We start from the raw sequence: 25,516 nt of genomic DNA on the forward strand, positions 1-25,516 counted from the left end.
TCACAAATGACGCCGAAGCAGCCATCCGCCATTGCGCAGGAAGCAAGTGTAGCACGAAACATGTCCTTCATGGACCGTTATCTGACGGTCTGGATCTTTGCTGCGATGGCGCTCGGCGTCCTGCTTGGAAGTTTCGTGATCAAAGACCCGGCAGCTCTTTTCGCGCCGCTTACAATCGGGACAACCAATCTTCCCATTGCTATCGGCCTCATCCTCATGATGTATCCGCCCCTTGCCAAGGTACGGTACAGGGAACTTCCCAAGGTCTTTGCGAACCCCAAAATTCTCGGACTCTCACTTGTCCAGAACTGGGTGATCGGGCCCGTGCTCATGTGGATCCTCGCAGTCACGCTGCTTCGTGATCATCCTGACTACATGGTCGGGCTGATTCTTGTGGGACTGGCCAGGTGCATTGCGATGGTACTGGTATGGAATGAACTGGCTGAAGGCAGCAACGAATATGCCGCCGGTCTGGTCGCTCTTAACAGCATTGCCCAGATACTCTTCTACAGCGCCTACGCGTGGCTCTTCATCACTGTGTTGCCGCAGTATGTGGGTCTCAAAGGCGTAGTCGTCCAGGTGCCCATGAGCGAGATCTTCTGGAGTGTCATGATTTATCTTGGCATTCCGTTCGCTGCTGGTGCCCTAAGCAGAATTTTCCTCGTGAGATGGAAGGGGGAGGATTGGTACGAGAAGACCTTCATCCCCCGTATTTCGCCGATGACGTTGGTAGCCCTTCTCTTTACCATTGTCGTGATGTTCACCTTCAAAGGCGATGCGATCCTTCGGCTGCCAATGGATGTCCTCAGGATCGCCATCCCGCTCGTCATCTATTTTGTGGTGATGTTCATTGTAAGTTTTGTAATGTCCGCAAGGCTTGGCGCAGACTATCCACGTACGGCCAGCGTCGCATTTACCTCAGCCGGTAACAATTTTGAACTGGCCATCGCAGTTGCGATCGCCGTGTTCGGTCTTGAATCAAGTGTAGCCTTTGCAGCTGTCGTCGGGCCGCTCATTGAGGTTCCCGCGCTCATCGGCCTTGTGCATGTTGCTTTCTGGCTTCGCTCCAGGTTCTTTCGTCCAACAATTTCAAAGGTAGTGTCATGACAAAACCCCTCATTCTAATTCTCTGTACCGGAAACAGCTGCAGGTCGCAGATAGCAGAGGCCATCCTTCGAGCCGCGCTCGGTTCAGAATTCCGCGTGGCGAGTGCTGGCTCAAAGCCCGCGGGCCATGTGCATCCACTGGCAATTCGCGTGATGGCCGAAGCCGGCGTCGACATCTCGAAGCAGCATTCAAAGCATCTTGATGAATTCCTAGGTTCGCCGGTGGAGACCGTGATTACGGTCTGCGGCAAGGCCGACCAAGTCTGTCCGATGTTCCCCGGACAGTGCAACCGCCATCATTTCCCTTTTGACGATCCAGCCGACGCCACCGGCACTGAGGAACAACAGCTGGAAGTGTTCAGGAAAGTGCGAGATGAGATCACTGAGGTCTTTGGCGCCTATGCTGCCGGAAGACGAGATGAATCTGCACTTCACGTTTAGCCGCGCCAGCTTAAAGTGCCGAAGTTGAGTCGTTTACGCAAATGTGACGAAAACGCCAGTTTTTGCCTGCCCGATCCCGCATGAAGGGTATTCTTACCGATACCCCGAGAAATGAGGCGCGCTGAATCTTCCGAGAACCTGACTGAACAGGACCTGGTCCACGTATACGAGTGCTTTTGCGACTTGAGTCGTCTGAGGATCCTCAACCTACTGATGGCCTCCCCGCTTTGCGTCTGCCATTTGGAGCAGATCATCGGGCCCCCACAAGCCAAGATCTCACGGCATCTGGCCTACCTCAAGAGCCACAGGATGGTCACGACACAGCGGTACCAGAACTGGAGTATCTACCGGATTGAAGCCAGACACTCTGACCTGATGCAGATGCAATTGAAGTGCCTTCAGGATTGCACAAATGAACTGAAAGTCTTCAAGTCTGATCTCGCCCTACTCAAGGGAATGAAGGCAGATGTCGGATGGATTGCCAAATTCGTGGACGGCAAACCGTTCAAGGTCCCCGCAAAAGGCGGGTGCTCCTGAGTCGAGAAATGCTAACGGCGCAGGTACTCCCTGCGCCGCTCGCATTTTGGCTTATACCTCCCAGTCAATACCCCATATCGGCCGGGAAACCTTTCTGCTGATTACCAGCTGATACGCAGGCCGGCAGTGACACCCCAGCCATCATACTCGCCGCCGTCACCTGCCGAGTCGTCCAGGGTAGTGTACTGGACGCCGCCCTGCAGCTTCAGCTTGTGGCCGTAGATGTAGTAGTTCAGACCCGCGTAGATCTCGTTGTACTCATCACCACGGCCCGAGACGATCGTATTTTCATAACGGGCAAGACGGATGCCGTTGTCGCCATCGCTGTTGATGTAGGTGTAGCGAAGCACGCCCTGGAATGTCTTCGATTCGTTGAGATAGACACTCGGCATCACTTGGAGACCGAAGAGATCGGGCTGACCGAGGTAGCCTTTGGAAGCCACAAGGTCAGAGGCGAAGCCAAAACGGCCTTCTTCCATCTGGAAATTGAGGGAGCCAACCATTTCGTGATTGCGGGTGAAAGCCGAGGGTGTTCCCCTCGCGTTCCCCGGATCTTCGTCCTGATAGATGAAATCAGCACGCACCACCGCCTTGTCGACCCCGAGTGTCTCAGCAAGATTGTAACCGATGCTGACGAGGCCGAAGCTGCCGGCATTGAACTCACCAAATTCCGGGCTGGCTTGGCCTGAGCTGAAGTAGCCGATGTTGTAAATCCACTTGCCGACTTCACCGCTGATACTGACACCCGGCATATATTCCTCCGGGAACCAGAAGTTGTTGGCGATGTTGCTGCGGTCAATCGTGATGAGCTGCGTCGAGGAGGTCGAGCCGTCGAGCGTGAATTTTGCTCCGTGCTTGCCAACCGTAAGATTGAACTCCTTGGAGGGTGACCACTTGATATAGGCATCGGTCAGCTTGTTGTAGACCGGGTCATGATCCTGCAGGTCGAGGTCCACTTCACCGTGAATGGTGAGCGTCTCAAACATTTTGGCTTTGAGGCCAATACGTGAGCGGCGGTTGATCCAGTCGTCGTCGTTTCCCTGGTCGGCATCGAAATAGTAGTAGTCATTCTGCTGACGACCCACGATGGCCAATTCCTGAAGGACCGGGTTCTCCTTGTCCTTGTAGATGACGGCGAGTCCCCAGATCTTGTCGAAGATGCTCTTTTCTTTCTCTGGAGTGGCCGTTGTTGTGATGGATTTGCCTGATACTGACGGGGTTTCACCTGCGACGAGGCTGGATGAAAGCCCACCCACCAGCAAAATCAGCGGGAGTGCATGTTTCATATTTTAGGCGGTTGATGTGTTTGAAGCGCCCATCGAGTTTTCCCGGTAGAATCTTCTCCGGCTCCATAGGGTGTGCCGAGGCTAGCAACATGCATGTATACGTCTAAGCGTGTTTAGTGACAGATTTGTGACATTATATGGGTAGCCGTATATACGGCTTCTCGCATGGTGGATCTGAAGCCTGCTGACGACGTTCTGGTGGGCCGAACAAACACAAAGCCAACAATCCACACAAACATGAAGATCCTTCCTGTCACCCTAGCCCTTGCCGCTCTTTGCGGTGTGGCCAGCGCTGAGAAGCCAAAAGTCGACCCGGCGATCGGCGAGTACAAGCAGGTCTCCGGCGTTACCGGCAACCTCAACTCCATTGGATCCGATACACTCAACAACCTGATGACATTGTGGGCAGAAGGCTTCAAGGCCCTCTATCCGAATGTGAACATCCAGATTGAGGGTAAAGGTTCTGCAACCGCTCCTCCCGCGCTCATCGAAGGTACGGCCCAGATCGGCCCCATGAGCCGCCCCATGAAAAGCGAAGAACTGGATGCCTTCGAGAAGAAGTACGGTTACAAGCCAGTCGAAATCAAGGTCGCGGTCGACGCCTTGGCTGTGTTCGTTCACAAGGACAACCCTATCAAGGGCCTCACCATGCAGCAGGTCGACAGCATCTTTTCCTCCACCCGGAAGGCTGGCGGCCAAGACATCACGACCTGGGACAAGGTTGGCCTCAAGGACTGGTCGGGCCGGGCACTTAGCCTCTATGGCCGCAACAGCGCATCGGGCACCTATGGCTTCTTCAAGGAGCATGCCCTCGCCAAAGGCGACTTCAAGAGCACAGTGAAAGAACAGCCTGGTTCATCCGCGGTGGTCCAAGGAATTTCTGGTGACCAGTTCGGCATTGGCTATTCCGGCATTGGCTACATCACTTCCGGGGTCCGTGCTGTGCCGCTTGGCAAAGAAGAGGGACAATATGCTGAAGCCACCTACGAGAACTGCCTCGATGGCAGCTTCCCGCTTGCCCGCTTCCTCTATATCTATATCAACGTGAAGCCCGGCACTTCCCCTGACAAGCTGACCAGCGAATTCATCAAATTCATTGTGTCGAAGGCCGGACAGGAAGTGGTCGTGAAGGATGGCTACTTCCCAATCCCTCCGGAAGTCTCGAAGGAAGTCTTGGAACAGGTCAAGTAACCACTTCCAAAGCGCCAAACCCTAAGATGGGGTGAGCCCGCGATAACGGGCTCGCCCTTCCAGCCTCAGGCTTCGAACATGCCAGACCGCCAACCCACCCAACCGCGCCCCGTGCCAGCGCGGTTCCTTGCGTCGAAAGGCACCATCCTATTGGACCGCCTGATGACGCGTGCCATCCAGTTTGGTGGACTCGGCATCATCGTTGCCGTGTTTGGGATCTTCGTATTCATTCTGATGGAGATTCTTCCCCTCTTCGGTGGGGCCAAGGCACATGAGGACAAGTCATTTTCCCTTGGGATCGTAGGGCAGGGTGTGCTTGGCGTGGATGAGTGGGCGCAGAAGCCATTCTTCTACGACGGCAATGCTGTGCGCTTTGCCGACCTCTCCACAGAAGACAGCAAAGTAGAGGAACAGCTTCCAGTTTTTCCCGAGGGTGCGAAACCAATCTGTTGGACCCTCGACAACAAATCAAACCGCGTAACTGTTGGGACCAAGGATGGCCGCATTGGCTCATTCAAAGTTCAGTACGCCAGTAAACTAGCATCAGTTGCCGGGGAAAAGTCCAGTGTCAGCGCAAACCTCAAAATGGACGAATTCCATCCAATAGGCATTGCAGGCAAGCCCCTCAGCGCGGTGTCATTCGGAGATGGCGGCGCTGCAAAAATTATGGCGGCAATACAGAATGTCGACGGCACACCGCAAGTACATGCCCAATGCATTGCAGAAAAGCGCGGCTTGATGGGCGCAGGCAAGCCTACAGTGGTGGGCAGGTTTGACCTCACTCCACACCTCAAATCGAAACCAACGCTGATTCTGGCGTCCGCTGTGGGTGATAACCTCCTCGTGAGTGACGATCAGGGCCGACTCTACTATTTCTTCTTCACGAACGGGACAAAGATGGAACTGAGGCAGGAGTTTCAGCCGTTCTCCGACCTTAAAGACACGCGCATCAGCAGCATGGGCTACGTCTTCGGTGACGTTTCTATTGTAGCCACAAGCATGGATGGGCACCAGCAGGTCTGGAGTCTCTACAATCAGATCACGGAAAAGGACGGCCAGTCACTCCATGTCAGGCTCTATGGCAAGATCAAAGAAATGCCAGAGCTGAACGGCGCTGCCGAACTATTTGCCAGCAGCCAGCGCAACAAAACCTTCATGGTGGCGCAGGGGAAGAATGTTTCCGTGCGACACAGCACGTCGGGCACGGTTCGCTGGGAGAAGGAGCTCCCTTTCACACTCGCCCGCGCAGTGATCGACGGCAAAGGAGAGCATCTCCTCTTTCTCGATACCTCAGGAAACCTCCACCGCTATGGCTACCACGACCCCCATCCCGAATCAGGCTGGAGAGCGTTTTTCGGGAAGATCTGGTATGAAGGCGCAGACAAGCCCGAATACACATGGCAATCCACCAGCGGAACTGATGACTTCGAACCGAAGCTGTCATTGGTTCCTCTAATTGTTGGCTCATTGAAGGGAACTCTTTACGCGCTGCTCTTCGCTGTTCCCATCGCACTGCTTGCCGCAGTTTACAGCGCCAACTTTCTTCCCCAGGAGGTGAAATCGGTAGTGAAGCCCGCCATGGAAATCATGGCTTCACTTCCTTCCGTAGTGCTCGGCTTTCTCGCAGGACTTTGGCTTGCGCCAATCATCGAGGACAAGGTTCCGTCGCTCCTCCTCACCTTTATTGCTCTTCCCCTCGGCGTAATGGCGCTTGGATGGGCATTTACAAAATTGCCGGTCACCCTCCGCTCTAGAGTTCCAGCAGGGAGTGAATACTGGCTTCTGGTGCTTCCCATCCTCCTCATCATTGCTGCAGCATGGACTCTCGGTCCCTGGGTGGAAAGCTGGGCCTTTGTGGTGCATCAACCTGGAGGCGGAAGCGTTGCCGACTTCCGCCTGTGGTGGCCACAGGTTACCGGAACGCCGTTTGACCAACGCAATTCGCTCGTGGTCGGATTCATGATGGGATTTGCAGTGATCCCCATCATCTTCACCATCACTGAAGATGCTCTCAGCAATGTCCCTCCCCAGCTTAAAGCGGCATCGCTCGCGCTTGGGGCAACCCGCTGGCAGATGGTGCGCTCCATCGTCATCCCAGTTGCTTCCGCCGGGATATTCTCTGCGCTAATGATCGGCTTCGGACGCGCTGTTGGTGAAACCATGATCGTCGTGATGGCAACAGGGAACACTCCCATCATGGACCTCAACATCTTCTCCGGCATGCGCACGCTTTCGGCAAATATTGCCGTTGAGCTCCCCGAAGCGCCTGTCCATTCCACTCACTACCGCACGCTGTTCCTTGGCGCCATGGCGCTCTTCATAATGACCTTCGCCCTTAATACCGTGGCCGAAGTGATGCGCTTCCGCCTTCGCGAGAGGTTCAAGATAGTTTGAGGCGCTACTTACTCCAAATCTCCCTGCAAATGCACGATATCGCAAAATCACGCTACGGCGTTCCCGGAGCGAGAATCTCCAACTCCCAGCTTGGCGAATCGAAGGTCTGGCTCTCAGCTTTGGGCCTGGCCCTCGGCATCCTGATGGTGACAGGACTGCTTCTGCTCATCTTGATACAAGGACTTGTCGTATTCTGGCCACGCGAAGTTGTGCAGGTCACCCTCCGTACCTCAGAGGGAAAGACGGAAACCACTGCCGGTGAGATCCGGAAAGTGCAGCACCGCAAAGATGTCGGCAAAGGCGGAAAGGAGGTAGAAGAATGGCTCCTTTTCACCGGAAACAAAGATGTTACCGGTAATGGCTTCCGCTACCTCGATGTCCAGAACATCAGCGAACAGACCAAGCCTGCGGACCTCATCATCGCTGAGCGAATGGAATATGGCGACGCGATCTTCCGAGCCGTATCGCTCAAACTCAGCGACGGAACGGTTGTTCCAAATGACGATGCTCGGCTCCTAGCAGAACTTGACCGCCTCGTTGGGGAAGCGAACAAGCGAAGAAAAGAAATCACCAAGATTGAGAAGGGGAAGATCGGTAAAATCAACACCCAGCTTGCCAAGCTTGATCTCGAGGAAAAGGAACTAAAGGCGGAATCAAGCCGGACAGAGGAACGCCTTGGGCACATCGCCCAGAAGCGAACCGCACTTCAATCCGAATATCAGAAGCTCGCCGCCGAGGCGCAAGCACTCCGGAAACAGCAGCAGGAGAATGTTCTGACCTACAGGACTCCAGAGGGAACTGAGAAGAATCAGAATGTAGGTGATATCGTCAGTTACTACCGTCCAAATGCATTGGGATTCGGCGGAAAAATCGGCTGGTTCATTCACGGAATCTGGGACTTCATCTGGAGCGAGCCCCGCGAAGCAAACACGGAAGGCGGCATCTTTCCCGCGATCTTCGGAACCTTCGTGATGACAATTCTAATGAGCGCCCTGGTCACCCCGCTTGGTGTTGTCGCTGCGATCTACCTGCGCGAATATGCCAAGCAAGGGATGCTCGTGCAGTGCGTCCGCATCTCGGTAAACAATCTGGCCGGAGTACCTTCTATCGTCTTCGGTGTCTTCGGTCTCGGCTTCTTCGTCTACTTCCTCGGCGCATCAATTGACCAGCTTTTCTTCAGCAGTTCACTGCCAACCCCTACATTCGGGACTGGAGGTATCCTTTGGGCATCTTTCACTCTGGCGCTGCTTACGCTTCCCGTTGTGATCGTGGCAACCGAAGAGGCGCTTGTCGCCGTGCCTCGGGGCGTTCGCGAAGCCGGCCTCGCGTGTGGTGCATCGAAGTGGCAGATGATTCAGCGAGTCGTGCTTCCAAGTGCGCTTCCTGGGATCCTAACCGGCGTCATCCTCTCCATGGCAAGAGGAGCAGGCGAGGTAGCGCCCCTCATGCTGGTCGGAGTGGTAAAACTCGCGCCGTCGCTACCGCTTGATCTGACCGCGCCATTCATTCATGCGGAGCGGAAGTTCATGCATCTGGGCTTTCACATCTACGACTTGGGATTCCAGTCTCCGGATTCCGAAGCAGCCAAACCCATGGTTTTTGCCACCACGCTTTTGCTCATCACGCTCGTCGTTGTCATGAATGTCGCGGCCATCCGTATCCGCACCAAACTGCGCAAAAAGTATGCAGCCAGCACCTTCTGAACAATTGAACTTGAACGCTGCCATGTCGCCTGTTGGCCAAAATGGAGACGATCTACACGCTTCTTCGCGATTTGGCGAAGCATGGGTTGAGTGGGTAGCCCTGCTGACCATGATTGTGATCGATTCGGTAGCAATCCTGATTTCCCATTTCACTGGGGGGCCCGGCCGGGCTGAAGAAACGCAGGGATCCTAAACAACATGGCTTCCCCTAATTCCAACACAAGCGTCGTGCAAAATTCGGAGCCTCCTACGGCGACGTCATTAGTCGATGACTTTAGCAATCCCAAAATGGTCGAAGTCGATCATTTCAATTTCTACTATGGAGCAAAACAGGCAATCTTTGACGTTTGCCTGGACATCCCCGAGCGGCAGATTACGGCATTCATTGGCCCCAGTGGTTGCGGGAAGTCCACGCTACTTCGTAATCTGAACCGCCTCAACGACCTCATCGATGGGGTTCGCCATGAAGGAGACATTCGCATCGACGGGACTAGTCTCTACGATCCCACCGTGGAAGTGATCAGCCTGCGAAAGCGCGTCGGCATGGTCTTCCAGAAATACAATCCGTTCCCCAAGACAATCTACGAGAATGTTGTGTTCAGTCTCCGAGTAGCCGGCAGGAACAAGAAATCCGAACTTGATGAGGTCGTGGAACGAAGCCTCCGGTCCGCTGCCCTCTGGGATGAAGTGAAGGACAGGCTACACGACAGTGCATACGGCCTCTCAGGCGGACAGCAGCAACGCCTTTGCATCGCACGTGCCATCGCCAACCGGCCGCAGATTCTTCTCATGGATGAACCTTGCGCCGCACTTGACCCCATCGCGACGCTCAAAATCGAAGAACTGATGCTGGACCTCAAAAAGGAATTCACCATCGCCATCGTCACCCACAACATGCAGCAAGCCAGCCGGTGTTCGGACCGCACGGCCTTCATGTTCATGGGAAGACTCATAGAACACGGGGAGACAAAACAGATTTTCACGGAACCGAAGGAACAACAGACTGAGTCCTACATTTCCGGACGCTTCAGCTGAACCACATGGAAACCCAACTGCCATCCACAATTCCGGTGCTCCCTGAACCAATCCTGCAGCCTGGAACCCAACCTCCTGAGGCGGTTTCCGAGGCGAAGATCCGATTTGAGCATGTGGATTTCTGCTACGGCTCAAAGCAGGCGCTTTGGGATATCCATCTGGACATCCCTCCCCAGCAGGTGACTGCCTTCATCGGTCCCTCTGGCTGCGGCAAATCCACAGTCCTCAGGTGCCTGAACCGCATGAATGACATGGTGCCCGGAGCAAGGGTTACCAGCGGCAAAATAGAGATCGATGGTGAAGATATTAACCTGGCTACCCAGGATGTTACCGATCTCAGGAAGCGCGTCGGAATGGTATTTCAAAAATCCAACCCTTTCCCAGACTCAATTTACGGCAATGTCAGTTACGGCCTCCGCATCGCGGGCGTGAAGGACCGAAAGATTCTGGACGAGGCAGTGGAAGCGAGCCTCCGCGGAGCTGCCCTCTGGGATGAGGTAAAAGACCGTCTCCAGACGAGCGCCTTCGGGCTTTCGGGAGGTCAGCAGCAAAGGCTCTGCATTGCCAGGGCCATCGCTGTCCGTCCCGAGATCATCCTGATGGACGAACCATGCAGTGCACTTGATCCGATTGCGACGAGCAAAGTCGAGGATCTCATCACAAAACTGAAGGAGGAATTCACTATCGTGATGGTCACGCACAATATGGAACAGGCGAGACGATGTGCGGACAGGACCGCATTCTTTTACGTCGGCAAGCTCGTTGAGTTCGACGACACCATGACTCTATTCCAGAACCCGGCGCAGAAACTTACCCGGGACTACATCATGGGAAGATTCAGCTGAAGGCAATTCAACCAACTTACTGACACGTGATGCCTGAGCATACGGGGCCGCACATCCTGAGCCGCTTCGATCACGATCTTGAATCCTTGAGGAGGAAGATCGACGAAATGTTCTCACTGGTCCTCAAGGGACTTACCAATGTTGAGTCATGCCTTCTCGATAAGGATGTAGAGAGGTGCAACATGACCATCGCAGATGATGAAGAAGTTGATGGTTTTGAGCGCTGCATCAGTGTTGAGGCGACCGGTCTCATCATGCGCTTCCAACCGGTGGCCGTTGACCTCCGCATTGTGATCGCGACCATTAAGGTCAGTGGTAATCTAGAGCGAGTCGGCGACAATCTCGTTGGCATCGCAAGACGGGCAAAAAAGCTGCTTGCCACACGGAGCATTCCTGAGATGGAGCCACTCAAAATCATCCTCGTTGAAACACGAACATTTCTTGAGCATGTCGTGTGCGCATTTCTTAACCGGAATCCACCGTCACTCAACTGGATGGAGTCAGCGTACACAGCGCTAATCACCCGGACGCACACCTATTCCGAGTTCGTAACCAACAGGATCTCGTACGAACTGGACCAGGGAGTGTCGTCGTGCATTGATCTCATTCACATCGCAAAGCATCTCGAACAGCTTGCAAGCATCGGGCGGGGAATTGGCCTGGACACTCACTTTGCCATGCATCCGGATGCTGCTCTAAAGACCAGCGGAGACGCCTAAATCCAAAGTGACGCAGTTGTCACACTATACGGGTATCCGTATGCAGAAGCTTCTCTAGTGTGGTGAATTCCCTCAGCACGGTCATGAAAAGCACCTCCTCTTTTTCAGCTTTGTTCGCGGTTGCGGCATTTCAATGCGCTTCCGCTGCGCCTGCAGTTGTCGACACTTCACTTCCTACTTACAAACCAGCGGTCAGTCTCTCCGGTAGCCTCAGATCCATTGGGTCAGACACTCTGGACAAGCTGATGCATGCTTGGTCTGCGAAGTTCACCGAATTCCATCCTGGAATTCGGTTTAACTTGGAAGGCAAAGGTTCCGCCACAGCGCCTCCAGCTCTCACCGAAGGCGATGCTCAATTCGCTCCGATGAGCCGCGAAATGTGGAAGAGCGAGGCAGAAGCCTTCGAAAAAAAGCACGGCTATAAGCCCGTCGCCATTCCCGTGGCAATTGACGCGCTCGCTGTGTTCGTCCACAAGGACAATCCCATCAAGGGGCTGACCCTGAAGCAACTCGATGGCATCTTTTCCACCGAACGCAAACGGGGAGGCGCCAACATCACCAACTGGGACCAACTGGGTGTAGCCCACCAATGGCAAGGCAGGAAGATTGTGGTCTATGGAAGAAACACGATTTCAGGTACCCATGGTTTCTTCAGCGAGCACGCGCTCTTAAGGGGCACGCTCAAAGGCACCGTTAAACAGCAATCGGGTTCGCAAGAAGTGGTCTCTCATGTTGCTGGCGACCTCTTCGGAATCGGCTACTCCGGCATCGGCTACACGACATCAGGAGTCAAAGCCCTGCCTCTCGGAGAAAAGGAAGGCCACCTATGGAAGCCCACCCAGCAAAATTGTATGTTGGGCAACTACCCCCTCACGCGCCATCTATTCATCTACGTGAACAAGAAGCCGGGTCAGCAGGTGGATGCGGCTACCTTTGAGTTTCTCAAGTTTGCACTTTCCAAAGACGGCCAGGACATTGTGTCGGAGACTGGCTTCTTCCCTTTAGGGAAAGCCGGCGTCGAGCTTGGTCTCAACGCCCTGACAAAGTGAGAGACGATATGCATCAGGGTCTTTTGGAGCAGGACTGATTGTCGGCAGGGCATCTCAAGCTGCTGGCCTGGAACTGCGTAAGTTATGGACGGTACATACCTAATCCTCGTAGCGGATGACAACGACGATCTCCGGCAACTGGTAGCCTCAAATCTTCGCAGATCCGGGTTCGAGACTGTTGAAGCTCGTAACGGGCTCGAAACCCTGCACATGGTTCGCTATCACCGACCAGATGCAGTTCTGCTCGATATCATGATGCCGGGGAGGGATGGCTTGCAGGTCTGCGAAGAGCTCCGCAGCGATGAAGACACAAAGCAGATTCCGATTATGATGCTCACCGCCAAGGGGGAGGTGGAGGACCGTATCATCGGCCTGGAAGCAGGAGCGGACGATTACCTCAGTAAGCCTTTCATACTCAAAGAGCTTATCCTCCGCGTGCAGGTCATGCTTCGGAGAAGTTCAGCGACTGGACGTGTACCGGAACTCAAGATCGGACCGTTTCAATTTGACGTGATAGGAACCAAGCTGACCCTGGATGGCCAGGTGACAGATCTGCCGCTGCTCGAGTTCAAACTCCTTCACTTACTCGCAGCAAGAAGTGGAAGAGTGGTAGAACGCGGAATCATTTTGCAAGAGGTGTGGGGTCTGGACCCAAGAACGGTGACCCGCACCATCGACACGCACGCAAGACGCGCTCGTGGAAAACTTGGCGAACATTCGGCCTGGGTTCAAACGGTCCGAGGGATAGGTTTCATTTTCAAAGAGCCTGAAGCGCTCGTGGCGGAAGTTCGGTAATCTTTGCTGGGCGGACTTTAGTCGGGCCTCTCAGCAATCGTAAGAAGTCAGTGAAGTACATGCAAGAGTGTTATGAGCAGCCTTGCCCGGGTGGGCAAGGCTGACTCATTTTCAGGAAGCTCTGTAGAAATGCGGGCGCGAACAAGACGCTAAAGCGTAGTTAGTAGCAACCCACTGGATGAATTCTGATACGCTTCAAGACGCCACAGCTTCTGCCCGTCCTCCTTGGGCACTCGCTTGGCGAATTGCTGCCGGGCAGATCCTTTCCTGGGGCATTCTCTATTACTTCTTCTCGGTAGTTGCTGGACCGATGCAAGCTGCCACCAGCTGGACCCGCGAGTTCATCAATGGTGGTCTTTCGCTGGGGCTCCTCACCTGGGGGATCTGTGCCATCCCGGCAGGCGCATGGCTACAGCGCCATGGTGGACGCCTTCTTATGTCCGTCGGCTCACTTGTGGGAGGGCTTGCGCTCATGCTGATGGGAACGTGCATCCATCCGGCAGCCTACTTGCTCAGTTGGATCGCCCTTGGTATGTCAATGGCAGCCCTTCTTTACGAACCGGCCTTCGCGGTCGTCACGACAGAGTTCGGACCGCACTACCGTAATGGCATTACGCTCATCACGCTTGTTGCCGGTCTTGCCAGCACGGTCTTCATCCCTCTCGGGGCTTGGCTAGTCGCAAACTTTACGTGGGAAAAGGCTCTGCTCGCGCTTGGTTCCGTACAGATCCTTCTCGGTGTGCCGCTGCATGCACTCGGACTTCCTGCCTCTCGGCACGAGAACTCCCCATCTCTCAAAACTTCCATTCACCATCGAATCATGAGTTGGGGAAGAAGTCTCTACAGTGAAGCCGGCAACAGAACATTCGCCGGACTTGCGATCTGGGTTGCGGCTCACACGGCCGCATTCTCAGGAATGACCTTCCTGTTGATCCCGATGTTCCAGCATGAAGCTGTCGACATGGGAGCACTACTTTTTGCCATCGCACTCATCGGGCCCATGCAGGTGACCGGGAGATTACTTCTGGTAAGATTCGGAAGTCACTCACCTTCGCGCACCATAGGATTCTGGGCGATGGGTGCGATCGTTGCCGCAATCTTGCTCCTGGCTGCATTCCCACACTCCCGCTGGACCCTAGCCACCTACGCCATCCTATACGGTGCCGGCAATGGCGTGATGACGATACTGAAGGGGACCGCGGTCGCGGAATATTTCGGCCGGGCGCGCTACGCCGAACTGAATGGACTGCTGTCGGCTCCCGCCGTTCTCTCGAAGGCGGCCGCGCCGGTTCTGCTTGCAGGTATCTGGACGCATTCAGGCAAAACCGAAGTTGTCTTGGGCACCGTAGTCATCGTTCTGTTTGCAGGTATCGGGGGGCTTCTACTCGTTTCCCCGGTTCGCCAGTGAACGCATGCGGACTGCCACCTTTGGTATGTAACGTTGAAGCCTGGCGAAGCTACGACCTTGCTGCCGCGACGATCATAAAGCCGCATAGCCGCAATCGAGAAGTCCCCTAGCCGTTCCTGTACCCTTGCAATATGGGTCCAATGGTCGAGTCTATTTGTGGCTGCAGGTAGCACTCGAAGTCGGTGGTGCCGGTGACTGTCTGAAGGACAATTGAGGCGACAGTCAACGCTGGTCGGTTGACCACGCTGTGCCACCTCGCACAACGCCATTGACTACTAATCGCACGTCAAAAGTGTCCAAATTGTGTCCAACACATGCGATCCATATTCCCCTCATGGACGCCATAACGTGCTCATTCTGAATGGAGCCAGTTGTCGGACTCGAACCGACGACCTGCTGATTACAAATCAGCTGCTCTACCAACTGAGCTAAACTGGCAAGACTCTTATTTTCAACGGGTCACATCTGTAAAAAATTCGACCCGGTTTACCTTCCTATACTTGGTTTCTATACTCGGTCAATTGCAAATGAGCAAACGTCCGTCCAGAAGAAAGCTTCCGTGCCAGCCCTGATTTGGTACATTCCGTCGGGCGTTCACTGTCCGTGCCGGAGAAAGCCGCAAGTTGTCTTACGAGTCGCTCAAGGCGACCGCGTTCTCAGTGACGAAGCGGCGCAACAGTGACCCAACCTCCTGTTTGCTGCCATCTCCGGAATACGCTGCACGAGGAGACTGCAAAAGCGCGCAATACGTCCTCACAGATCAACAAAAGGCTCTGGGCGCAATTTTCAAGCCGATGGAAACGGAGTTCGACCTGTCTCAGAGACTGGGCTTTCCTTCAGTTGTCACATCGCAAAACTCAATGTGACATCGGCTCTCATCTCCCCTCCCCATTTCAGCCGGTGTCATTGTTTTGAAATTGACACGAACATTCTCATTCGACATCATATGGTACAATTTCTCCATATCCATGCCTACTATTACCATTCCAACGGGGGCACACACTCCAATCACAAATATTGTGGCGAGTGAATCGGTTATCGAAAAACAACAGATTTCCCATGGGTCTGTCGGGACGGGAGAAGTGCTTGAGCTTGTCGATGGTACGGCTTCTGAAGTCCTCCCCACACCGGAGGTTGCGTTTGAGTCGTCGGAGGTAGTTCAATGGACGGCACCCAGCCTTGAAAACCTTTCCGACATCGGTGTTGCTTCCTTTGGCACACCGCCCGCTTTTGAGGCCGTACTGGGCACCGATGAGCGAGTACGCATTGCGGACACCACAGTATATCCGTGGCGGACAATTGCGTCACTGCTGATTACCGCCGCAGACAATTCACAATGGATAGGCACAGCCTGGTTCATCAGTCCACGCACCCTCGTGACAGCAGGCCATTGCGTATTTATCAAGCACAGTGGCGTTGTGGGACGCGACGGCTGGGTCAAGAAGATTCAGGTCATGCCCGGCCGCAATGCAGATATCCTCCCATTCGGCGGCATCACGGCAACCGAGTTCTGGTCAGTAAAAGGCTGGGGGGAGGATGGCTCCGAAAACTATGATTACGGAGCCATCGTCTTACCGGCCGCCTTCCCGCAAGAGCTGGGATTCTTCGGTTACGGCGTGTTTACGGACGAGGACTTGCTCGCTTCCGTCGCCAATGTCGGTGGCTATCCTGGTGACAAGCCAAAGGGCACACTTTGGTACGACAAGCGGGAGATAGGAAGCGTGAAACCGGACAAGGTCTTTTATGCCGCCGATACGGCGGGAGGACAGAGCGGGACTGCGGCCTACATCGTTCGCAATGGTGAAAGGGTGGCGGTGGGCATCCATGCCTATGGTGGCCAGACGTCAAACTCGGGCACCCGCATCTCCTCACAAGTGTTCGCTAATCTTGAAAGTTGGAAGCGGGACTAACGACGAGACGCAGATCCCTGGATTGTCACATGTCGACATGGTTTGCTGCGGTGCCGCCATCCTCTGAGAACGCATTGCCAACATGAAAACATATCGAGGTATCATACATGTACTCCCCAACGAGGTGATCCTGGACGCGGGTGGAGTTGAAGTGAAGCTCCAAGGCGACCGTGCAGAGTTCTCACCGCGGGAAGGGCTCGTCACTGCGGTGACGGGGGTGCAAATGGGAGATGTGATTGAGCACGCCCGCGTGGCTCCCCAACTGGAGTCGGCGAAAGCAATCAGCATTGATGCATTCTCCCCAGTTGTTTCAGCCATTCGAGAGGAGGGGGAAGCAATCGCGGCCCATGAGGGAGTTGTTGGCATACGACCAGGATTCCGCCTTCTGGAGAACGAGGCCGGGGAAGAACCTTGCATGGTGATCCTGACCCGTCCTGGCGCCACGCAGGATTGGCCTCCTGCCAGCCTGAGAGGCGTGCCCGTGGAAGTCCGCACTGCTTCTGCTCTGGAGATGATTGAGGGCACCGCTCCACTTGAGGCCTGGACGGGCCTTGTGCCTGAAGCCGCCGAAGCGGGTTCAGGCATTCACTACACGCCACCGGATCCTGATGTGGTATCCTTGAAAGAGGCGCGCGTTCACAACATCACCTGCCATGTAGGGCCCGATTCCGGTTGGCCGATTTTGAAGGGATTTCTCGAAGGAACCACCAGTCATCTCACGGTGGCGATGTATGAGTTTTACGCCAAACACATCCTGACAGCCGTCTGTGATTTGGGCGAGGAAAGCGACGCAAGGCTGAACATCATCTTGCAGACAGGCCCAGGCGAGAACGACAAGGATACCGAGGAACTGCTGCGTGACAGCTGGGGTGACCGGCTGGAGTTCACCAAAGCCTCAGTGTCCGGCCCCAACAAAGTATTCAAGAATTCCTATCACACCAAAGTGGTGGTGCGGGATTCACGTGCCATGTGGGCCTCCAGCGGAAACTTCAGCCCCAACAGCCAGCCAAAGGTCACTGACAGTGACGCACCGAATTTCTACCGGCTGGGCAACCGTGAGTGGCACGTGATTATCGAAGACGAGGAACTGGCCAAAATATACGAGAAGTTCATCGAACACGATATCAAGCAGGCACAGGAGGCCGCCGCCATGCCAGCTCCGGAGGCCATGCCCGAAGCCATGCCGGATCTCCTGATTCCCATGGAGGCCTTCGCTGCAGAGGCTGCTGTGTTGCAGGATCACCAGTTCGTGGCCAGGACTTTCGCGACGAGCGGCACCCCGGTTAAGGTCCAGCCGTTGATGAGCCCGGACAACTACGCGGCCGAAATTCTGAAATTGATCCAGAAGGCGAAGAAGAGCTTGTATCTCCAATTTTCATATATCCGACAACCTTCACTCGAAATCTTCGATGATATCATTTCCGCCATTGCCGAAAAGATGGCTGACCCCGAGATCGATGTGCGCGTACTGGTCAGTCAAAATCAAAAGTCCGAGCACTCCGATCTGCTCGTAGGACCCCGACGCTGGAAGCGGCGCATGTTCCGCCGGCAAACCAGCAAGATGCACAACAAGGGCGTCCTCATAGACGGCAAGATTGCCGTGGTGGGAAGCAACAACTGGTCCAGCGACGGAACGCAGTTCAACCGCGATACCAGCCTGGTATTTCATTCCCGGGAAATCACCAAATATTATACTGAGGTCTTCCTCTTTGACTGGGACAACCTCTCCAAACCCGCCACAGGCTCAGAAGAGATCGTGCCTGAGCTTGCCGGAGACGGTCCGACTCCTCTGGGGAAACTACGCATTCCCTGGCAGGCATGGTATGATGAATGACACCGCAGACAGAGGGATGGAGGAAAGAATTCCCCAGTCCACGCGCGTATTTTTTTAAATTGCGATGGCTCACCCGTTTTTCGATGAGATCACTTTCCCCTTTCATCTGCGGGAAGCACAGGAGTTGGAAGCGGTACTTATCCTGGTCTACGACAACAGGGACGCGATCACGCACCTCTGTGACATGTGTGGGCTCAATCGTTCCGAACTGAACATCGAGCAAGCGCCAGCGCCACTATGGAGAGAGGCTCTCAAGCTCTTCGCCAGACAGGCACGCGTAAAAAGCTTGTGCGAACGAGTTGGCAGAAGTTTTCAAGGAACTCCCAGAGTGGTCAAAGCAATTCAGGCCGTTTTCGATGCTGAAGATCCAAGAAAGCAGGTATACGCTGCGGACCGCATGCTGGTGCTCAATCGCAAGAGCCTTCGGGAAAAGCTCAGCGAGTTCGAAGTAAGTGATAGTCCGATCCGGGTGTTGCTGGTCCGGGGAGAGGCCAAAAGTGGCAAGAGCCACGGTCGATATCTATTTTTCCGTATCGCGACGAGCCTTGGAGCACAGCCAATTTATCTCCATCGAGCCCGGGTGAGTACGGTGCCGGTAGCGGTCGATACGATCTTTGCTGCACTCGGACTGCCAAACACCGCCCCTCCCCAAGGTGATTCCACAAAGGTAGCGTGGTATCAGGCCATTTGCCGCGAGATCCTGCGGCAGACTGCACATTCCGGTATCAGGGCGTGGATTGCCGTAGACGATCTGGGGCTCGATGCGAATGGCCAACCTTTGCTGGACCCAGACATCAAACTTTTCTTCGACGAGTTTGCCGCATTCATGAACACGCCCCAGTTCCAGAGTCGATTCTGGCTGCTCCTGATTCACTACCCAGACGGGGAGGTGCCCACACATTGGGAGGAAGGGTTTTGGCTTGAGGATCGCACCAGTACAGGTGACCTGACCCTTGATGATGTGGCGGAAGCCTTGCGCGAAGGGATAAAACGCCAGGGCCTCGTCGGTTTGGAAGACCAGATCAAGGCGGATGCCGAGCAAGTGATCCGCACTGCCGATACGCTTGCTCCGTCAGCCCGGCTCAAAGGTATCAACACCGATGTCAAAAACCGGCTGACAAACCTGACCACGCCCTAACCATGATTCTAGGACAGCAAAGTCGAATCGTGTCGATGGATGTATTCCAGGCGGGCTTGCAGAAGGCCGCGCAAGGGGTGCTGCTTTTTCTCAGCCGGGATGCGGAAAGCTCATCCAGGGGGCCAACTTATGCCACGACTTGGCTAATCACCGACACATTAGTGGTCGTGCCAAGGTACGTGCTTCTGCCCCATGAGAAGGTTGTCTTCTCTGTACGCCGCTCCGGCGACACCACTGAAACCATAGCAACACCGGTGGATCCATCCCCACCATCTTATGCAGTAGATGCAAACACCGATTCCTTTCACAAGTCGGCGGTACTCCTGCGCCTCGCGCAGCCGATGCCTGGCTGCGCGCTACCTCTTGAGACGGCCAGCGCCCTGTCCGATCACACACTGTTCCTGCTGCACTTCTCAGGCGGGATGGACTCCATGAAGATCAGTGTGGGGCGATTCGTGGGCGTCTCTTCTGATACGTTGGAATACGATGCCGATTCGATGGCCGGATCGAGTGGGGCACCGATATTCTCGGAGTCGGGTTGGACGGTGTTGGGAATGCACACTGGCTCGGGAGAATCCCGAAGTTCGAACTACGGGAGACCCTTGGCACTGGTGCTGGAGGACTTGCGACAATCCTCCGCCTGGCCGGAAATCGCAGCACACCATCGCTTGGCCAATGTCTCTGCGACAGGCCAAGGCACAGAAGCCGGTCCTGCCATGTCGAGAGCGCTCGAATCCACCATCGTTCAGCCTTCATACGCGATGATGGTTGAAACCTCAAGCACAGGAGCTTCCAAGCCCGAACTACTCGCCGCAGCGCTGCGCTGGACCTTCGATCCCGACGTTTTGGGCCGCCGGGAGCAATACGCGCCTTTTGTGATAGATGCTGACGAATCTTCAAGGCAGTGGGTACTGGAAGACGATACTCGCCGCGAGCTTCTGCAAGGCCGCACGCTCACGGAACTGCGACGCGTGCGCGGGAAAGAGAAGAGCGAGAATCCAGGCCAGGAGGTGATCGACAAGATTCTACAGGGGCCGCCCTATCCAATGTCGAAGATCGCTGATGCTGCACTGCCCTACTGGCTCCAAGCCGTCCGCTGGTTCAAAGGGATTGCGCCAGGACTTCCAACTGTAGCCACGATCAACCGCGAGTTGGGCCGGCGTCGGGTGCGTGGTGATCTGAGAGTCCTGACCAAGGACAAAGTGCGGGGTCGCAAAACGGAACTGGAACACGTGCAGGCCTGGTTCGAGAACACGAGGAAGGGGCCACTGGTCATTTCGGGCTTGGGAGGGATCGGCAAGTCCACTTTGATCGCTCAATTCGTGCTCGACCAGCCGGAGAAGATGCTCCTGCTCTGGCTGGATTTCGACCGGTCTGACCTCTCGCCGGATGACGCGGTATCCATCCTCAAAGTCATCGTGGAGCAAATGAAGGTCCAACTGGCCAACTTTGTCGCGCCAACCCTCAACGAAAACGAATGGAAGCAGGCAGCGGCAGCCATCGGCAAACAGCTAAAAGCAGAGACGCGGGAAGAGCTTGCATTGATGGTGTTGGACGGGTTTGAGATCGCACAACACGAGAAGCGGCACGATGAAATCTGGGATGTGCTCAATGTCATCATGGCCGCCGCCCCGCGGGTTCGCGTGATCGTGAGCGGCCGTGCGCCAGTGCACGGATTGAAGCTGAAGAACAAGGCTGCGGTGCCCCTGGCACTCAAGGGCATGACCGAGAAAGACGCCAAACTCTGGTTGAAGCAGAGTGGAGTCGAGGATGAGAAAGTCCATGACCAAGTATGGAAAAACTCCAAGAATGGCGTGCCTCTCGTACTGAAGCTGGCGCTACGACTCATCCGTGAGGGTGGCACGGAAGATCTGGCGAATACGCTGCCGCAAAAGCTTGTCGAGGGTTTTCTCTATCGTCGTATCCTCAACCGCGTGGTCGACGACCGGCTCAAGCCCCTGGCCAAAGACGCCCTGGTGCTGCGCAACGTGACGGAAAACATGGTTGCAGAGATTCTCTATGACCGGTTGCCACAGGAGCTCACGACCCAGACGGCCTTTGCCGAATTGGCCCGGGAGATGGCCCTGATCAGCCCTGGAATGGGCGGCAGTGCAATACAACTGACGCAAGACTCCGACACCGGAGCATTGCAAGTCCGTCCAGAGGTACGCACTGCTTCTCTGCGCCTGCTTGAGATGGACGACGCACCACGCGTGCGCGAGATCGATCAGCGGGCGGTCGCATGGTATGAGCAACAAGACCTCTCCGAAACCTCCTATCGCGCGGACGTTATCTATCATTATCTGCGGCTCGGAAGAATCGCCGATGCAGAACGTCTGTGGCGGCCTGATTGCGGTCGATTGCTGAAATATGCGGAAGAAGACCTGCAGGAAGACGCCACCGTCGAGCGCGAATGGCTGCGATTCAAGGTGACGGAATCTGAAAACAGCCTCGAGTCCTGGGAAGAAGAGGCCGTCAAGCGCATCCGCGGCCACCAGCGGCGGGGTCTGGTGCGCAGCCTGGGGCAGATCCTTTCTGAGCGCACCGACCGCAGCACCGGAAGTCCACTTGTGTTCTACGACGTGTGGCAGGAGTGGCAAAATGGCCGACTGCCCGAAGCCCGCCGCATCTTGGATTCCGCTGGATCGGCCGATGGAGAGATTCAGCGGAATCGAACGCTGCTCGCGGCGCTAGTCGCCGTCGGGGAGGGAAAACCCCAAGCAGCCGACAAACTCTTGTTGCAAATTCAAGGAGAGAAAAAGTGGAGGGACCCTATCGAGGCGCTGGCTGTGATGGCCGCTCGTATCCGGCTGACGGTCGACCTCGAGAAGGAACTGGATGTGGCGGAGCAATTGGGACAGGTACCCATGGACAAGGCAGTGACCCGTCATCTTCCTCCCTGCGATGTCATATTCTCGGAGCTATCCAAACTGTTGGGCAGAAAGAGTCGTGCCGAAACAACCCACTTCCTTTGGCCACCAGAGACCGTGGATGAACTTCCCGAGTTCGCCATGCAACTGCAAAAGCGCCGCATGGCCGCTTCCGGCCTCGGCCTCTCGATCGCAAAGAAATATCCGGTCGTAAGAAACGCCAATCTGAGGTCTCTAGCACAGCCCTTTCCTGGTGGAACGGGAATCACTCCCTCCAAGGATTTGTTCAACAAGGCATGGAAGCGCTGGATGCTCAGCGCGAATTCCATGTTCTTGCGTGATGCCTCGGAACTCGGAGCAACATCCTCCGCAACACAAACGATGATGTGGAGGAATATAGAAGCCTCCATCTTCACTACCCTTGTGGCTTTCCGCGGCATCGACATTGGTTTCAGGAACTCCAATAACATCGATGAGGCTGTCATGAAGAACAGCTATGCTCTTGCCCGCAACCCCGCCCGGCCCAGTGACAAGACTCTCGAGCTAATCAAAAGAGCATCCGCACTATTGCCAGCCAGTGAGCAGTGGCTCAAGAGGAGGATTGAAGCGATATTGACCAGTGACAGGAACGACTGGACGCTCTCAGATCTCCTCATAGGAACCAAGGTGAAAGCATCCCCCTTCCTCTCTTGGTTGGTTCTGCTTCTCGCGCCTGATCCCCTGCAGGCCTTGTGCGAACGGGTCGGTGGCTTGAATCCCAACTCCTGATAACCCACCTCACCATGCCCGAATTTCTCGATTCCCTTCCCTATCCCTGGGTCAATCCGGTGGCCCAGGAGCTCCATCGTGTTCTCTGCCAGATTCATCCAACCGGGCAGGCGGCCCTTTTTGTAGCGCGGAAGGTAGGACTCGATACGACAATGATTTTCGCTGAACAGCCGGTCTTTTACCTTTGGAGGGATATCCTTGATGAGGCTTGCAGGCATGGCGCGCTTCGCTCGCTCATCCAGGAGGTGTCCGATCGACTCGCCGCCACGAGTCCGTTCAAGGGGTATCTTGCTGAGCTTTTGCAGGATCGCCCGCCGCCCGTGGCCGACGAACCCCGCCAGGCTGATGGAGCTCCCAAATTCATCAGCGGAACCGACGATGTCTTCGAGCCAGAAGCGCTACTGTATCGCGATGACTTGACGCTCCAAATCGGAAAGGTACCAGGACTCATCGACACCTTGAAAACGCTGCTCACCCTGTCCCCAGCGGTCTGCAAGCTCAATGTCAATCTTGCTGGCACTACGAAAACAGGCACTGGCTTCCGGGTCGGCGCTGATCTACTGCTCACCAACTGGCACGTGCTGCACCATATTGGCACTGGTGCGCGAGCCACCGGCGTGGCGGCGGAGTTTCTCTACGAAGATGACAGAGATGGGGTCCCCACTGCGGCCAAAATCATCCGCTGTGACGTCAGCACGATCCACACAGACAAAGACGACGATTGGGCCGTGATACGGACAACAGACCTCATGGAGGACTCATGGCCGGTGATCCCGATGGATGCAGCCGTAACCTTCAAGGAGGGAGACCCTGCTTACATCATTCAACATCCGGCAGGTCAGCGTAAACGGTTGGGATTTGTGCGAAACCAGGTCTCCTTCATTGACGACCGCGTGACACACTACCTAACAGACACCCAAGAGGGATCGTCAGGATCGCCTGTGTTGGACCGCGAAGGAAGACTTTTCGCCCTGCACCACGCTGGCGGTCGTCCACAGGAGGTTGTAGGCCGGGCGCCTCTGCGGAAAAATGAGGGCATCCGAATTTCGCGCGTTGTTGCAGGCCTCAAGGCTGCTGGCGTGCTATAGAGATTCTCTGCAAACTTAATGTGCAGCTGGTATGCTCGGTGGAAGCGCCAGTGGGCTCATCCCCTTCGCAAGTCTCGCAGAGGAAGGCCTCGCTCTCTTGCTCATTCCTCGGTGGGCTTGCTCTCTGACCATCGTTCCGCCCTAGCTGTCTTGCACGCCACCTGGTGCTCATCAAGGCAACATCAAGAATTCAAACCAGATCCGGTCCTCTCTCCGGTTTGGGCCCTCACCTCACCGACAACTTCCACATCCAGAACAGGAACCCCTGCCACTTGGTCGGGTATCGCGGCCCGATCCTCGCCTCTAACGATGTTGACCTTGAGGCCAAGCACCCCCGCCCTCTTGGCAATGCCCACGCCTGTGAGCCGAACTTTGACCGTACGGATCAATTCAGCCTGTGCAGCACGAGCCTTCTGCAACTTCAGGTCCTCCATGACTCCGACCTTACCGCAGATTCTAGCGTGTGACAAGGTCAATGCGGAGACCGTCAAGAACAGTTTGGATGGGATTGGCATAAGTCAAACCGAGTCCTCCATGGCCACCGAAGTCTGTGCCCGCGAAAAGCAGGCCGACTGCTTCGGTGCCGTCTGAGGTCACCACAAGCGAGCCACTGTCGCCGCCCCGGCTGAAAGGCAGATTGTTTGTCGACTGGATTTCGATTTGATGATGATACGGTGCAACCTTGCCCTCACCAAAAGCGACTCCGTTTGGCACTACAACTTCCACTGCGGTAATCTCACCCTCAGTGATCCCCGTAGTACGTCCGAGCTTCTTTACCTTGAGCTTTTCCTCATAAAGCTGCCCTGCGGCGGCCACCCCCGCAATGCCCCCAATGCCCCGAAGTTGTCCGGGTACAATATCGATCTCCTCAACGAGTGTCGCGAGCGCCGCATCCACTTCATTGGAGCCCGTGAAAAGAATACGCTTGTAGGTTTCCAGTACTGCCACTGTGTCCTGCGACCTCATGCCCCCATCCGCTGGTCCTCGTTGCAGAATAGGATCCCCACGGCGCGCACGGTTTACATTCGCCAGGACATGATTGTTGCTGAGGATGCGAAGACGCTCGTCCCCACCGGACTTCATCCGGACAAAGCAACCGAGAGTGCCGGCAGTAATGTTGAAGTGCCCAATCGAAATGCCAGGCTCCAGCGGCCGGACATGCTCGCGATTCCAGGGCACTTTGAGAGCGTACACTCTTCCAACGACCCTGATATCCACCTCGCCCCTGGCTTCCTCGATGAAGTCCCGCACCGGCTTGCTATGCTCCAAGGCCGCATCCCCCAATCGAAGGGCCACCGCATATCCCTTGCCCTGGAACCCCAACGAGATGCCAACTCCAACAATGGGACCAGACACCTGATCACCGGCCGCTGACTCGCCCACTCCCTTCCGCAGTGCT

Annotated in this window: 19 protein-coding genes and 1 tRNA gene; 17 read left to right on the forward strand and 3 right to left on the reverse strand. The window is 55.5% G+C overall.

Annotated elements, in window-relative coordinates:
* Positions 1-6: 6 nt before the first annotated feature.
* The 3 genes from arsB (at position 7) to DES53_RS25075 (ending at position 2,084) form a co-directional block, all read left to right on the forward strand.
* Complete coding sequence (gene arsB / locus DES53_RS25065; RefSeq protein WP_113961077.1) at positions 7-1,107, forward strand: ACR3 family arsenite efflux transporter; 1,101 nt, start codon at positions 7-9, stop codon at positions 1,105-1,107.
* Positions 1,104-1,547, forward strand: a complete 444-nt coding sequence (locus tag DES53_RS25070; protein ID WP_113961078.1) for an arsenate reductase ArsC — start codon at positions 1,104-1,106, stop codon at positions 1,545-1,547. The genes arsB and DES53_RS25070 overlap by 4 nt, the downstream gene beginning before the upstream one ends.
* A gap of 111 nt (positions 1,548-1,658) precedes the next feature.
* Positions 1,659-2,084 carry an ArsR/SmtB family transcription factor gene (locus tag DES53_RS25075; protein ID WP_113961079.1) on the forward strand — a complete coding sequence of 142 codons (426 nt, stop codon included), beginning with the start codon at positions 1,659-1,661 and terminating at the stop codon, positions 2,082-2,084.
* A 101-nt stretch (positions 2,085-2,185) separates the two neighbouring features.
* On the opposite strand, the gene DES53_RS25080 is transcribed toward DES53_RS25075, so the two are convergent.
* Positions 2,186-3,370, reverse strand: a complete 1,185-nt coding sequence (locus DES53_RS25080) for a porin (RefSeq protein ID WP_113961080.1) — start codon at positions 3,368-3,370, stop codon at positions 2,186-2,188.
* A gap of 237 nt (positions 3,371-3,607) precedes the next feature.
* Between DES53_RS25080 and DES53_RS25085 the strand changes: the two genes are divergently transcribed.
* The 9 genes from DES53_RS25085 to DES53_RS25125 all read left to right on the forward strand — a co-directional run bounded on the left by DES53_RS25085 (position 3,608) and on the right by DES53_RS25125 (position 14,509).
* Positions 3,608-4,561: a PstS family phosphate ABC transporter substrate-binding protein gene (locus DES53_RS25085; protein ID WP_113961136.1), complete on the forward strand. Its 954-nt coding sequence runs from the start codon at positions 3,608-3,610 to the stop codon at positions 4,559-4,561.
* Positions 4,562-4,639: 78 nt separating this feature from the next.
* Positions 4,640-6,955, forward strand: a complete 2,316-nt coding sequence (locus tag DES53_RS25090) for an ABC transporter permease subunit (protein WP_113961081.1) — start codon at positions 4,640-4,642, stop codon at positions 6,953-6,955.
* Between the two features lie 119 nt (positions 6,956-7,074).
* Positions 7,075-8,658, forward strand: coding sequence for a phosphate ABC transporter permease PstA (pstA, locus tag DES53_RS25095; protein WP_245958258.1), 1,584 nt, complete (start codon positions 7,075-7,077; stop codon positions 8,656-8,658).
* Positions 8,659-8,946: 288 nt separating this feature from the next.
* Complete coding sequence (pstB, locus tag DES53_RS25100) at positions 8,947-9,693, forward strand: phosphate ABC transporter ATP-binding protein PstB (RefSeq protein WP_245958262.1); 747 nt, start codon at positions 8,947-8,949, stop codon at positions 9,691-9,693.
* A 5-nt stretch (positions 9,694-9,698) separates the two neighbouring features.
* Complete coding sequence (gene pstB / locus DES53_RS25105; RefSeq protein ID WP_113961084.1) at positions 9,699-10,538, forward strand: phosphate ABC transporter ATP-binding protein PstB; 840 nt, start codon at positions 9,699-9,701, stop codon at positions 10,536-10,538.
* Between the two features lie 29 nt (positions 10,539-10,567).
* Positions 10,568-11,257, forward strand: a complete 690-nt coding sequence (locus tag DES53_RS25110; protein WP_113961085.1) for a phosphate signaling complex PhoU family protein — start codon at positions 10,568-10,570, stop codon at positions 11,255-11,257.
* Between the two features lie 83 nt (positions 11,258-11,340).
* Positions 11,341-12,306, forward strand: coding sequence for a PstS family phosphate ABC transporter substrate-binding protein (locus tag DES53_RS25115; protein ID WP_113961137.1), 966 nt, complete (start codon positions 11,341-11,343; stop codon positions 12,304-12,306).
* A gap of 84 nt (positions 12,307-12,390) precedes the next feature.
* Positions 12,391-13,101: a response regulator transcription factor gene (locus tag DES53_RS25120; protein WP_113961086.1), complete on the forward strand. Its 711-nt coding sequence runs from the start codon at positions 12,391-12,393 to the stop codon at positions 13,099-13,101.
* Positions 13,102-13,279: 178 nt separating this feature from the next.
* Entirely contained in the window at positions 13,280-14,509 is a 1,230-nt protein-coding gene (locus DES53_RS25125; RefSeq protein WP_113961087.1) for an MFS transporter, read from the forward strand.
* Positions 14,510-14,871: 362 nt separating this feature from the next.
* Here DES53_RS25125 and DES53_RS25130 read toward each other — a convergent pair.
* Positions 14,872-14,947: transfer RNA gene (locus DES53_RS25130), tRNA-Thr, on the reverse strand.
* A 530-nt stretch (positions 14,948-15,477) separates the two neighbouring features.
* Here DES53_RS25130 and DES53_RS25135 point away from each other — a divergent pair.
* The 5 genes from DES53_RS25135 to DES53_RS25155 all read left to right on the forward strand — a co-directional run bounded on the left by DES53_RS25135 (position 15,478) and on the right by DES53_RS25155 (position 24,117).
* Entirely contained in the window at positions 15,478-16,419 is a 942-nt protein-coding gene (locus tag DES53_RS25135) for a trypsin-like serine peptidase (RefSeq protein ID WP_211325680.1), read from the forward strand.
* An 82-nt stretch (positions 16,420-16,501) separates the two neighbouring features.
* Complete coding sequence (locus tag DES53_RS25140) at positions 16,502-18,253, forward strand: phospholipase D-like domain-containing protein (RefSeq protein ID WP_113961088.1); 1,752 nt, start codon at positions 16,502-16,504, stop codon at positions 18,251-18,253.
* 64 nt (positions 18,254-18,317) lie between these two features.
* Positions 18,318-19,391: a hypothetical protein gene (locus DES53_RS25145; protein WP_113961089.1), complete on the forward strand. Its 1,074-nt coding sequence runs from the start codon at positions 18,318-18,320 to the stop codon at positions 19,389-19,391.
* Between the two features lie 2 nt (positions 19,392-19,393).
* Entirely contained in the window at positions 19,394-23,029 is a 3,636-nt protein-coding gene (locus DES53_RS25150; protein ID WP_147263606.1) for a hypothetical protein, read from the forward strand.
* A gap of 14 nt (positions 23,030-23,043) precedes the next feature.
* Positions 23,044-24,117 (forward strand): trypsin-like serine peptidase, encoded by a 1,074-nt coding sequence (locus DES53_RS25155; protein ID WP_113961091.1) that lies wholly within the window; start codon positions 23,044-23,046, stop codon positions 24,115-24,117.
* Between the two features lie 456 nt (positions 24,118-24,573).
* Here the strand turns inward: DES53_RS25155 and DES53_RS25165 are convergent, their stop codons facing one another.
* Complete coding sequence (locus DES53_RS25165; RefSeq protein WP_211325681.1) at positions 24,574-25,473, reverse strand: Nal1-like putative serine protease; 900 nt, start codon at positions 25,471-25,473, stop codon at positions 24,574-24,576.
* Positions 25,474-25,516 lie beyond the last annotated feature (43 nt).

This window comes from Roseimicrobium gellanilyticum (assembly GCF_003315205.1).
Taxonomy (GTDB): Bacteria; Verrucomicrobiota; Verrucomicrobiia; order Verrucomicrobiales; family Verrucomicrobiaceae; genus Roseimicrobium; species Roseimicrobium gellanilyticum.